Source organism: Pseudomonas sp. SIMBA_067, assembly GCF_046534675.1.
Classification (GTDB): domain Bacteria; phylum Pseudomonadota; class Gammaproteobacteria; order Pseudomonadales; family Pseudomonadaceae; genus Aquipseudomonas; species Aquipseudomonas putida.
Map to the genome: position 1 here is coordinate 103,881 of NZ_JAWRYH010000012.1, position 11,529 is coordinate 115,409.

Annotated in this window: 13 protein-coding genes; 10 read left to right on the forward strand and 3 right to left on the reverse strand. The window is 62.2% G+C overall.

Annotated features, from left to right (window positions below):
* The first annotated feature begins 10 nt into the window (after positions 1–10).
* From SB765_RS23125 to SB765_RS23160, 8 genes are all read left to right on the forward strand, one after another.
* A complete protein-coding gene (locus tag SB765_RS23125) occupies positions 11–427 on the forward strand; it encodes a hypothetical protein (protein ID WP_016488394.1) in 417 nt (138 codons plus the stop codon).
* Between the two features lie 220 nt (positions 428–647).
* Positions 648–1,586, forward strand: a complete 939-nt coding sequence (locus tag SB765_RS23130) for a 2-hydroxyacid dehydrogenase (RefSeq protein WP_410909968.1) — start codon at positions 648–650, stop codon at positions 1,584–1,586.
* Positions 1,587–1,635: 49 nt separating this feature from the next.
* Positions 1,636–2,424 (forward strand): PhzF family phenazine biosynthesis protein, encoded by a 789-nt coding sequence (locus SB765_RS23135; RefSeq protein ID WP_410909969.1) that lies wholly within the window; start codon positions 1,636–1,638, stop codon positions 2,422–2,424.
* A 79-nt stretch (positions 2,425–2,503) separates the two neighbouring features.
* The gene (locus SB765_RS23140) at positions 2,504–2,911 is read left to right on the forward strand and encodes a GFA family protein (RefSeq protein WP_016498587.1); all 408 of its coding nucleotides are present in this window, start codon (positions 2,504–2,506) and stop codon (positions 2,909–2,911) included.
* Between the two features lie 81 nt (positions 2,912–2,992).
* Positions 2,993–3,331, forward strand: a complete 339-nt coding sequence (locus tag SB765_RS23145; RefSeq protein ID WP_016488389.1) for an FKBP-type peptidyl-prolyl cis-trans isomerase — start codon at positions 2,993–2,995, stop codon at positions 3,329–3,331.
* A 288-nt stretch (positions 3,332–3,619) separates the two neighbouring features.
* Positions 3,620–3,853: a hypothetical protein gene (locus tag SB765_RS23150; protein ID WP_341796403.1), complete on the forward strand. Its 234-nt coding sequence runs from the start codon at positions 3,620–3,622 to the stop codon at positions 3,851–3,853.
* Positions 3,854–4,086: 233 nt separating this feature from the next.
* On the forward strand, positions 4,087–4,749 hold the full coding sequence (locus SB765_RS23155) for a histidine phosphatase family protein (RefSeq protein WP_341796402.1): 663 nt from the start codon (positions 4,087–4,089) through the stop codon (positions 4,747–4,749).
* 44 nt (positions 4,750–4,793) lie between these two features.
* Positions 4,794–5,987, forward strand: coding sequence for a D-amino acid dehydrogenase (locus SB765_RS23160; RefSeq protein WP_410931997.1), 1,194 nt, complete (start codon positions 4,794–4,796; stop codon positions 5,985–5,987).
* 58 nt (positions 5,988–6,045) lie between these two features.
* On the opposite strand, the gene SB765_RS23165 is transcribed toward SB765_RS23160, so the two are convergent.
* The 3 genes from SB765_RS23165 to SB765_RS23175 all read right to left on the reverse strand — a co-directional run bounded on the left by SB765_RS23165 (position 6,046) and on the right by SB765_RS23175 (position 9,316).
* A complete protein-coding gene (locus SB765_RS23165) occupies positions 6,046–6,774 on the reverse strand; it encodes an aspartate/glutamate racemase family protein (protein ID WP_410909971.1) in 729 nt (242 codons plus the stop codon).
* 16 nt (positions 6,775–6,790) lie between these two features.
* A complete protein-coding gene (locus SB765_RS23170; protein ID WP_410931998.1) occupies positions 6,791–8,323 on the reverse strand; it encodes an NCS1 family nucleobase:cation symporter-1 in 1,533 nt (510 codons plus the stop codon).
* Between the two features lie 555 nt (positions 8,324–8,878).
* Positions 8,879–9,316 carry an Lrp/AsnC family transcriptional regulator gene (locus SB765_RS23175; protein WP_019473363.1) on the reverse strand — a complete coding sequence of 146 codons (438 nt, stop codon included), beginning with the start codon at positions 9,314–9,316 and terminating at the stop codon, positions 8,879–8,881.
* Positions 9,317–9,449: 133 nt separating this feature from the next.
* On the opposite strand from SB765_RS23175, the gene SB765_RS23180 reads away from it, so the two are divergent.
* Both SB765_RS23180 and SB765_RS23185 read left to right on the forward strand, forming a co-directional pair.
* Positions 9,450–10,346 carry a DMT family transporter gene (locus SB765_RS23180; RefSeq protein WP_410931999.1) on the forward strand — a complete coding sequence of 299 codons (897 nt, stop codon included), beginning with the start codon at positions 9,450–9,452 and terminating at the stop codon, positions 10,344–10,346.
* Between the two features lie 145 nt (positions 10,347–10,491).
* Positions 10,492–11,418 carry a class I SAM-dependent methyltransferase gene (locus SB765_RS23185; protein ID WP_410932000.1) on the forward strand — a complete coding sequence of 309 codons (927 nt, stop codon included), beginning with the start codon at positions 10,492–10,494 and terminating at the stop codon, positions 11,416–11,418.
* Positions 11,419–11,529: the final 111 nt, after the last annotated feature.

The window sequence follows — 11,529 nt, forward strand, 5'->3', positions numbered from 1 at the left end:
GAGCAAAGCCATGCATAGCACCGTCCGCCTGACCCTGATTACCCTGGCCCTGGGTTTGTCTGCGTGTACGGTGCACCAGCCGTATGAACAGCCGGCACCCCCGATCGAGCGCGTGCCGCCGCAAGGGCCGGTGGTCAAGCCGTTGCCGGGTGGGCAGCCGTCCACCCAGCCGAGCAAACCGGCGGCGATACCCAAGCCGATGCCGCGCACCTCGGCCAGCTTTGCGCCACCACCTGGCGGGGCGAGCCATTGGGACCCCAAGCTGGGTGTATATGTATTGGAGAAGCAGCCCAACACGTTCTACCGGCAGCGTACCTACTATCGGTTTGATAATGGCTGGAGCTGGTCGCTGAGCCCGAATGGGCCTTGGCAAGATACTGACAGCAGTGGTGTGCCCGGTGGGTTAGGGCGAGCGTTCGCCCAGTAGGGGGCTTTCGGGTCCGTCTTGAGTTATTTGGGTGTTCGAGATCGAGCGCCGCGCGGGCGGCGCTCGATCTCCCATGCACCGCATCTCTAACGCCGGACTCCCGGCCGTTACGCTATCTCATTTCCCACTCCACCAATACAGTACAATTTTCCGCGCAATTACCGATTGACTGTACTGCACGGTGATTCCGCATAATGCCCCTTCAACATTGGGAGGTGGCATGCGCAAGACAGTCTTGGTACTGGTAGAAACCGTCGACGATTACCTGCCCATGCTGGAGCAGGCCGGTTACCGCCTGATCCGCGCCCCCTCGCCGCAACTGCGCGCCGACGCCATCCAGCGTCACGCCAGTGAAATCGATGCCGTGCTCACTCGTGGCCCGCTGGGGCTGACTGCCGCAGAAATCGACGCATTGCCCAAGTTGCAGATCATCTGCGTGATCGGTGCCGGTTACGAACAAGTCGACCTGGCTGCCGCCGCCGCCCGCGGCATCACCGTTACCAACGGCGCGGGTGCCAATGCCAGCGCGGTCGCCGACCACACCCTGGCGCTGTTGCTGGCGCTGCTGCGCGACATTCCCCGTGCTGACGCCAGCACCCGCCGCGGCGAGTGGAACCGGGTAATCAGCCCGTCGGTGAGTGGCAAGCGCCTGGGCATTCTTGGCCTGGGGGCGGTGGGGCAAGCCATTGCCAAGCGCGCCAACCTGGGCTTCGACATGCCCGTCAGCTACCACAGCCGCACGCCGCGCGAAGATGTGCCTTACACCTGGTACGACAGCCCGCTCCACCTGGCCGAAGCTGTCGACATCATGGTCGTGGCCACTCCCGGTGGCGCCAATACCCAGCATCTGGTCGATGCCCAGGTACTAGAGGCGCTGGGCGGTAAGGGCTATCTGGTGAATATTGCCCGGGCTAGCGTGGTCGACACCGACGCCCTGGTGGCCGCCCTGGAGCAAGGCAAGCTGGCCGGCGCCGCCCTGGACGTATTCGATGACGAACCGGCGGTGCCGGATGCTCTCAAGGCTATGGCCAACACGGTGCTCACACCCCACGTGGCCGGCCAGTCGCCGGAGGCCGCGCGCGATACCGTGACCCTGGTGCTGCACAACCTGCAGGCATTCTTTGCCGGTGAACCAGTACTGACCCCGGTGAGCCGGTAACCCTTTCAGACATCTGCCTGGCAAATCCCGGGCAACAAGGAGTGTGTGCATGCAACTCGAAATCTTCCAGGTCGATGCCTTTTCCGCTGAACCGTTCGGTGGCAACCCGGCGGCGGTGATCCCGCTCCAAGCCTGGCTGCCGGACGATGTGCTGCAGCGCATTGCCGAAGAAAACAACCTGTCGGAAACCGCCTATTTCGTGCGCAACGGCGAAACCTTCGACCTGCGCTGGTTCACCCCGACCGTAGAAGTCGACCTGTGCGGCCACGCCACCCTGGCGTCGGCTTATGTGCTGTTCGAGCAGCTGGGTGAGCAGGCGCAGGTACTGCGCTTCAACACCCGCAGTGGTGAATTGCGTGTCAGCCGTGGCACTGACGGGCTGCTGGCCATGGATTTCCCGGCCAAGCAGCCGGCCGTCGTGGAAACCCCGGTGGGCCTGCTGCAAGCGCTAGGCCTGACCCAGGCACAGGCGGTGTACCGCAGCGATGACTATGTAGTAGTGATTGATGACGCCCTGTTGCTCGATACGCTGAAGCCGGACTTTGTAGCGCTGTCGGCCTTCGACGTGCGTGGTATTGCCGTGACGGCGGCAGGGCGTGGCTTTGATTTCGTCACCCGCTGGTTCGGCCCACGGGTTGGCGTGAATGAAGACCCGGTCACCGGCTCGGCACACACCTCGCTGGCGCCAGTGTGGGCTGACCGCCTGGGCAAGCAGGTGCTGAGCTGCGAGCAGGGCGGGGCACGCAAAGGGCAGCTGCTGTGTGAAGTACCGGGCAATGGCCGGGTGATCATCAGCGGGCGAGCGGCGTTGTACCTGCGCGGAACTGTGTACATCTGAAGCTTCACGCGATCCTTTGTAGGCGCGTTGCAGCTGGCATCTATAATTGCTGGCCCAACCCTCGCTAAAGGAACCAGCCATGGCCATGGAAAAACAAGGTACCTGCCTGTGCGGCGCCACCACGCTCAAGGTCACCGTCGACAACACTCATATCAGCGCATGCCATTGCAGCATGTGCCGCAAGTGGACCGGCGGGCCGTTGCTGGTGGTGCATTGCAGCCAGCCACCGGTGATCGAAGGGCGTGCCCCCAGTGTCTATGACTCGTCCGACTGGGCCCAGCGAGGGTTTTGCGGCCAATGCGGCACGCACCTGTATTACCGGCTGAAGGCCAACGACTTCCATGCAGTGCCGGTCGGCCTGCTGGATGGGGATCAGGAATGGGATTTCGATCTGCAGATTTTTGTCGAGCAGAAGCCCGCCTGGTACTGTTTTGCCAACCACACCAAAGAGCTGACCGGCCAAGAGGTGTTTGAGCAGAACAGCTAATCGTGTGCCGTCGATCCTGCTTGCCAAACCGGTGCATTCCTGAGAAAAGGGCGGCTTTGTTTCCAGCGTTGGAGTGTGCCCGTGAGCCAAGAACTGCAGATAATCGACCTGGTCGAGGGTGAAGGCAAAGCCGCCGTCAAAGGCGCCCTGATCACCACCCAGTACACCGGCTGGCTGGCCGATGGCAGCGAGTTCGATTCATCCTGGTCACGCGGCAAGCCGTTCCAGTGCGTGATTGGTACCGGTCGAGTGATCAAGGGGTGGGACCAGGGCCTGATGGGCATGCGCGTTGGCGGCAAGCGCAAACTGCAGGTTCCTGCACACCTGGGCTATGGCGAGCGCAGTGTGGGGGCGATACCGCCTGGCTCGGACCTGACCTTTGAGATCGAATTGCTGGAAGTGCTGACGCGGGATGATTGAGGAAAAGGACTACACGCGCTGTCGGCGTGTGTCTGATTGAGGGGCGATTCACAGCCAGTTAAGCTTGCCCACTCAACAAGCGAGAGGGGAGCAATTCCATGAAGTCGCATTTTTCCTCGAGGGTGGTACGCGAAGCTAACGCTTTGCTAGTTGCATCAGGTGCACGTATGGAAATTTCGCTACCGCGTGAACTGGCCAGCGTGATCACTAACCCGCGGAAGACCCGTTCGGAACTGAAGGCAGCCTTTACAGCCGCGTACTTCCGCCTGCGCAAGGGGTGAAAGCCTTATGGCGGACGGCTGCTACAACCACATCTACTCTGTGCTTGTAGAAAATGAGCAAGATACGCTCGGTATCATTGCCTATTCGTTATACAAGCGGCAGAAAATCGAATTCATCCAGGCTTTCAAAACAAAGCATGATCGGGAGCCCAAAGATGAAGACTTGGCTCTCATCGAACAGGTGTTTGATGTCACCATCATCGACTCTGTTCCTGCGAGCGAAGCTGCAGGAGCACTGTGACGGCTACTCCTCAGAGTGATTAGTCGAGACTGGACATAATTCAGCAACACCCATCCCCTAACCTAGGCCTTGCCCAGGGAACGGCATCCACCTCCAGGGAGGAACCAAACGGGTTCAGGGCACTCTGACCCTCACTCGTTGCCAAGGATGGCATTCACTACAAGGGCGCCCTGCAGCTGACAGGGCGATGTGGCGGGTCAACCCGATTTTCTCTGCCACACGAGCCTGCCTTGATGAAGTTGCCAACATTCTTCCGCCGTCGTCGCCATTTGCTGCTGAGCCTGGTACTCACGGCCGTCGCCGTGCCGCTGGCGCTGGAGGCTGTCGAAAGCCGGGCTGAACCGGTGGATGGCACCCAGACCCTGGTGTTCTTGCGCCATGCCGAGAAACCGGGTGAGGGGCTTGGCCAATTGAACTGCCAGGGCCTCAACCGCGCACTGGACCTGGCAACCTTGCTGCCGGAGCGCTTCGGCAATGCCGACTACGTGTTTGCCGCCAACCCTTCGCGGCAAGTCGAAGAAGGCAGCAAGGACGAGAGCTACAGCTACATTCGCCCGCTGATGACCATCACCCCCAGCGCCATCCGCCTCGGCTTGCCGGTGAATATCGACTACGGCGCCAACGACACCGAGGAACTGGCCGATGAGTTGCTGAGCGACAAATACCGCAATGCGACCGTCTATACCGCTTGGTCCCACGGCTACCTGCCTGAACTGATCAACACGGTGGCCGGCAAGGCCTTGGGTGAAGAGCAGGTGATCACCCAGGACTGGAGCGGCGATGACTTCGACACCCTCTATGTACTGACCCTGACCTGGCACGACGGCAAGGCCAGCCTGCTCAGCCGCAACGTACGCCAGGGCCTGAATGACGGTGCGCATAGCTGCCCGACCTGATCCGCTGGTACTGTTTGGCCAGGAAGCCGGAACAGGGAAGGGTGATGAAGCAGCGGGTAACGGTAATCGGTGGCGGGGTGGTTGGCCTGGCAACGGCCTACGCGCTTGTTCGTGAAGGGTGGTCGGTTGATTTGATCGAGGCCCGTGACAGCCTGGCGTCGGCCACCAGCTTCGCCAATGGCGGGCAATTGTCCTATCGCTATGTGGCACCGCTGGCTGATGCCGGGGTGCCCTGGCAGGCACTGGGTTGGCTATTGCAGGGCGAGTCGCCGCTGCGCCTGCGCTTGCGTCTGGACCCGGCGCAGTGGCGCTGGCTGCTGGCATTCACCTTGGCATGCCGGCGCAGCGTCAATCGCCGAAATGCCGGGCAACTGCTGGAGCTGGCTCTGCGCAGCCAAGCCGTTCTGGCGCAGTGGCGCGACAGCCAGAACTTTGGTGATTTTGCCTGGCGGCGCAATGGCAAGCTGGTGGCCTTTCGCAGCGAACGGGCCTTTGCCCATGGCCGGGCGCAATTGACCGACCCGGCCAGCCAGCGGGTGCTGGCGGCCTCCGAGTTGCGCGCGCTGGACCCTGCGCTGGAGGGCGCACCGTTTGTGGGTGGCGTGTTCACAGCGGATGAAGAGGTTGGCGACTGTCACTTGTTCTGCCAGCGCCTGGAGGCACTGTTGCGCGCTTCGGGGCAATGCCGTTTCCTGCTTGGTCGGCCAGTGACGCAGCTGGTACGGCGCCAGGACCAGGTCGTAGCGCTGCAACTGGGCAACGAACAACGGGTGGTGGAACAGTTGGTGCTGTGTACCGGGCATCGTGGCCCAGGCTTGGCATTGCCGGGGGTGCAGATACCGGTGTATCCGCTTAAGGGCTACAGCCTGACGGCACCCATCAGCGCCGGGCATCGGCCGCCGGAGGTGAGCCTTACCGACTATGAACGCAAGATCGTCTATGCCCGCCTGGGGCAGCAGCTACGGGTGGCGGCGATGGTGGACATTGTCGGCTTCGACGAGTCGGTGGAAAAGCGCAGGTTGCAGAGCATGAGGCGGTTGGCGCTGGAGACATTGCCCATGGCTGCGGATTATGGCCAGGCGGTGGAGTGGGCGGGCATGCGCCCGGCGACACCGACCGGGGTGCCGATCATAGGGGGGACGGTGTATCGCAACCTGTGGCTGAACCTGGGGCATGGGGCATTGGGGTTTACCCTGGCCTGTGGCAGTGCGCAGCGCCTGGTCGAAATGATGGGTTGATAGCACTGGCCTCTTCGCGGGCAAGCCCGCGAAGAGGCCAGTACAGGCCAATGAAGGATCAGCGGCCCAGGCGCATCGGCCAACCCACCACTTTCTTCACCCGCGGCGTGGCATAGGTGCGCACCTTGGAGGTGCTCAAGCCCATGCGCACCAGCGATTCGGCGATGGTCACCGCCGCGCTCACGCCATCCACCACCGGCACGCCGGTGCGCTGGCGGATCTGCTCGTCCAGCCCGGCCATCCCACCGCAACCCAGGCAGATCACCTCTGCCTTGTCGTCACGCACGGCGCGTTCGGCCTGCTCGACAATCGCCTCCACAGCACGTTGTGGGTCAGCTTCCAGCTCCAGCACCGCCAGCCCGCTGGCCCGCACCGACGCACAGCGGTCATAAAGGCCAGACAGCTTCAGACGGTCTTCGATCAGTGGCACGGTGCGGTCCAGCGTGGTCACCACGGAATAGGCATGGCCCAGGTACATCGCGGTGCTGGCGGCTGCATCGGTAATGTCCACCACGGGCACGTTCAGCAATTCCTGCAGGCCCTCGCGGCCGTGTTCGCCATAACCGGCCTGGATCACGGCGTCGTAGGGGCCCTCGTAGGCCAGCACCCGGTCCATCACGGCGATGGCGGCCAGGTAGCTTTCGAAGTTGCCTTCCACCGACTCGGCACCGAACCAAGGGGTAAGGCCGACGATTTCGGTACCGGGCGCTGCTACGGCCCGGGCTTGCTGGGCAATGGCTTCGGTGATGGCATCGGTGGTGTTGACGTTGGCGATCAGAATACGCATGGGCAGTCCTCCCTGATTAATGGCTGCTGTGGTCGACGGCGATGCATTCGCCGCTGACGTCGTGGTAGTGGCGGTTGCGTGGTGCGATCAGCAGGTACAGGACGGCGGCGATGCCGGCACCGATCAGCCAGGAGAACGGGGCCACACTGTGGAAATTGGGTACCAGGGCCAGCACGATGGCCAGCAACGCAGCAGGCACGAAGGCGGCCACGGCGCGCAGGTTGATGCCCTTGCTGTAGTGGTAGGCACCGGTCGGGTGCTCGGTGTATAGCTCTGGCACGTTGATGCAGCCTTTGCGCAGCAACCAGTAGTCGGACATGATCACCCCGTACAGCGGGCCGAGCAGGGCGCCCAGGCCGGACAGGAAGTACACGATCACCAGCGGGCTGTTGTACAGGTTCCACGGCAGGATCAGCACCGCCAGGGTGGCGCTGATCAGCCCCGCGCGACGGAAGTTCAGGTGGCGTGGCGCCAGGTTGCTGAGCACAAAGGCCGGGGCGACGAAGTTGGCCATGATGTTCACCGCCACGGTGACAATCAGGAAGGCTACGCAGCCCAGTACCAGGAACAACGTGCTGGGGATGGCGGCGACGATCTGGGTCGGGCTGTCGATGATCTGGCCGTTGATCTGGAACTGCGCGCCGCACAGCACCACGGTGATCACGGCAAACACCAGGATGTTCACCGGCAGGCCCCAGAAGTTGCCGACGCGGATGGTCTTGCGGCACGGCGAGGAGCGGGCGAAATCACAGAAATTCAGCACCAGGGTGCCGTAGATGGCCAGCCACAATGCCCCGCCGGCGAAGATGTTGCGCCACATATCGATGCCGGTCAGTGGCTCGGCGACCGACCAGGCGATGCGCGCGTCGGCCTTGAAGTACATGAACACTGCCAGGGCGGCCACGGTCAGCAGGATCACCGGGCCGGCGAAGGCCTCGTAGCGGCGCACCATCTCCATGCCGTAGGCCAGGATCACCAGCTGTACCAGCCAGATTGACACGAAGCACACCCAGCCCAGGCTCGACAGGCCGAGGATGCTGTCGTGGTCGTAGGCCGCCATTTGCGGCCACACGGCGGTAAGCAGCACGCGCAGCACCACTGAGGCCAGGTAGGTCTGGATGCCGAACCAGGCGATGGCAATGACTGCGCGGATCAGCGCCGGTATCTGTGCGCCATGGATGCCGAAGGCAATGCGGCTGATGACCGGGAACGGCACCCCGGTTTTCTGCCCCATGTAGCCGGACAGGTTCATGAAGAAGTACACCAGCGCCGCGCCAATGGCCAGCGACAGCAAAATCTGCCAGCCACCCAGGCCAAGGGCGAACAAGCCCATGGCGAACGAGTAGTTGGCAATATTGTGCACATCGTTTGTCCACAACGCGAAGATGCTATAGCCACCCCAGCGCCGCCCTGCGGTGCGTGTCGGGGCAAGGTCGCGGTTGTGCAGGCGCGGGCTCAGGGCCAGTTCTGGCGCATCGCCGACGAGGCTGGAAGCGGGGTGGGTGCTGGCGACGGATAGTTCAGGGGCAAGGTCGAGGCTGCTACTCATTCCGGCGGGCTCCTGATGCACTTTGACTGCGATGAGCGGGCATGCGCACGGGCTCGCCATCTCGTCGGTGCAGCTTGGCATCACAGGGTTCTGGGCGCGGCGGCCGGCTTTGGACCGGCGCGGCGGGTTCTTGTGTATTTATGTTTTGTTTAAGTTGTATACAAAACACGAACACACAAAAGCGAGTTCCATGCCAAGGGAAAGCAAGTTTTACCAGATGGACATTTCGAACTTATCCTGTTGAAAGATAAGTTAATGAAATAAGTGAGGTATAAATTGACCGAATGAACAGGTTTAAATTTTCTGTCGACTATTTAGTTGATCGAATGGTCAAAATTAGTTGCGGGGAGTGTGTAACGCAATGGGGCGTTTCTGATGAAAGTGCACACAAAAATGGCACTTATGGTGACATTTATGTGTACAAAAAATAGTCAGGTTTTCCTGCGCTGGCCTCTTCGCGGGTAAACCCGCCCCCACAGGGTTCATCACAAGCCCAAATCTGGTGCAGTGCCTGTGGGAGCGGGTTTACCCGCGAAGAGGCCGGAACAGGCGAATTCATTCCATTGGCGGCAATCGCCGCTTCACCGGGCTTTTCTTGATGATGGCGGTGTTGGTCTCGGCCAGCACATTGATGCGGTCGAGCAGGGTGTCCAGTTGCTCCATCGAGCGCACATGCAACCGGGCAATGAAACAGTCCTCCCCGGTGACCTTGTCGCACTCGGTGAACTCGGGGATGGCAATGATCTGCCGTTCTACCTCCTGCAGCTGGCCCGGCAGTGGGCGGATGCGCACGATGGCCTGTAACTGGTAACCAAAGGCGCGCGGGTCGACCTCGACGGTGTAACCGCGCAGCACCCCACGCTCTTCCAGTCGGCGCAGGCGCTCGCTGACGCTGGGCGCGGACAGCCCGCTGACTTGCGCCAAGGCTTTGAGCGAGCGGCGCGAGTCTTCCATCAGTGCGTTGATCAGCAGTTGGTCGATGGCATCGGTCATGGTCACCTCGTCAGGTAATTCGCGTTATTTGCCTTGATAGTAAAGGCAAGGCTGCAAATCTGCCTTGGTAATCCGCTGGAAGGCAAGGCTGTAACCTTTGCATACTGTTGTCATCGTCAATGGGAGGTGTGAGATGGACAGTTCATTGCGCCGTGGCTCGCTGGAAATGGTCGCCGCCATGCTGATTTCCGGGACCATCGGCTGGTTCGTGCTGGTGTCGGGGCAGCCGGTGCTCGAGGTGGTGTTCTGGCGCTGCGTTTTCGGCGCCGTAACCCTGCTGGTGATTTGCGCCGCTTTCGGCTTTTTGCGGGCCGGAGTCATCAGCCGTACGGCGTTCCTGTTGGCGATCGCCAGCGGCGTGGCCATTGTCGGCAACTGGCTGCTGCTGTTTGCCTCGTATTCCCGTGCGTCGATCGCCATCGGGACAGCGGTGTACAACGTGCAGCCGTTCATGCTGGTGGGGCTGGCAGCGCTGTTTCTGGGCGAAAAGATCACACTGGCCAAGCTTACATGGCTTAGCGTGGCGTTCCTCGGCATGTTGGCCATCGTCAGCGCCCATGGTGCGGGGCAGGGCGGTGGTGAGGAATACTTGCTGGGCATTGGCCTGGCACTGGGCGCGGCGTTTTTGTATGCCATTGCGGCGTTGATCATCAAGCGGCTGAAAGGCACCCCACCTCACCTGATCGCGTTGATCCAGGTAGCGACGGGTGTGCTGTTGCTGGCGCCGTGGGTCAAGCTCGGCGGATTGCCGGGTGAAGCGCCAGCGCTGGCCAGCCTGTTGACGCTGGGCATGGTCCACACCGGCCTCATGTATGTGCTGCTGTACAGTGCCATCCAGCGTTTGCCCACGGCGTTGACCGGGGCGCTGTCGTTCATTTACCCGATTGCGGCGATTCTGGTGGACTGGGTGGCGTTCGGTCATCGGCTGGCGCCGCTGCAATGGCTGGGGGTAGGGCTGATTCTGCTGGCAGCGGCGGGGATGCAGCAGGGGTGGTGGTTCCGGCCGGCGCGGCTTGCAGTCAAGAATTGAAGTGACCTTGTGGGCCTCTTCGCGGGTAAACCCGCTCTCACAGGATCACCGTAGCTCTGAATACTGTGGGGTCCCTGTGGGAGCGGGTTTACCCGCGAAGAGGCCGGCAAGGTAGAATGCCGCTTTTGCCAGCCTGCGACCCACCATGACTTCCCCGATTCACACCTTGGAGCAGCACCTGCTCGCCGCCCTCGACCCTGCCCCGCAGGAAACCCGCCGCCTGTTCCATGGCCGTGGCCGTTGCTGGGCAGGCCTGGAGCAGGTCACTGTCGACTGGTTGCAAGGCGTGCTCTCGGTAGCCCTGTTCCGTGAGCTGCCCGAGGGCCAACTGGCCGAACTGGAAGCCATGCTGCGCAACCTGGCCCAGTCCCCGCAATGGGCCGGCCAGGCCATTCTCATCCAGCACCGCTATTTGCCCGACAGCCCGGGCCTGTGGCTGCTGGGCGAGCCGTGCCAGCAACGCGAGGTGGTCGAAGACGGCCTGACTTACCTGCTGGACCTGGGCGTGCGGCAGAACAATGGCCTGTTTCTCGACATGCGCTACGGCCGGCGCTGGGTGCGCGAGCAGGCGGCGGGCAAGCGCGTGCTGAACCTGTTCGCCTACACCTGCGGCTTCTCGGTGGCAGCGATTGCCGGAGGCGCCGAGCAGGTGGTGAACCTGGACATGGCCAAATCGGCGTTGTCCCGCGGGCGCGATAACCATCGCCTGAATGGCCACGATGCATCGCGTGTGGCCTACCTGGGGCATGAGCTGTTCAAGTCATGGGGCAAGGTGCGCAAGTACGGGCCTTACGACCTGATCATCATCGACCCGCCGACCTTCCAGCGTGGCAGCTTTGTGCTGACCCAGGATTACGCGAAGATCCTGCGGCGTTTGCCGGAGTTGCTGAGCGCGGGTGGGACGGTGCTGGCCTGTGTCAACGACCCGGGTGTCGGGCCGGAGTTTCTGATCGAGGGGATGGCTGAGCAGGCGCCGTCGTTGGCGTTTGTCGAGCGGCTGGAGAACCCGCCGGAGTTTCCGGATGTGGACCCGGCCGGGGGGCTGAAGGCCTTGGTATTCCGTCAGACCTGAGGTTGCCAGTACCGGCCTTATCGCCGGCAAGCCAGCTCCCACAGGGCTCAGCACAACCCTGAATGTTGTGGGGGCCTGTGGGAGCTGGCTTGCCGGCGATAGGGCCGGTGC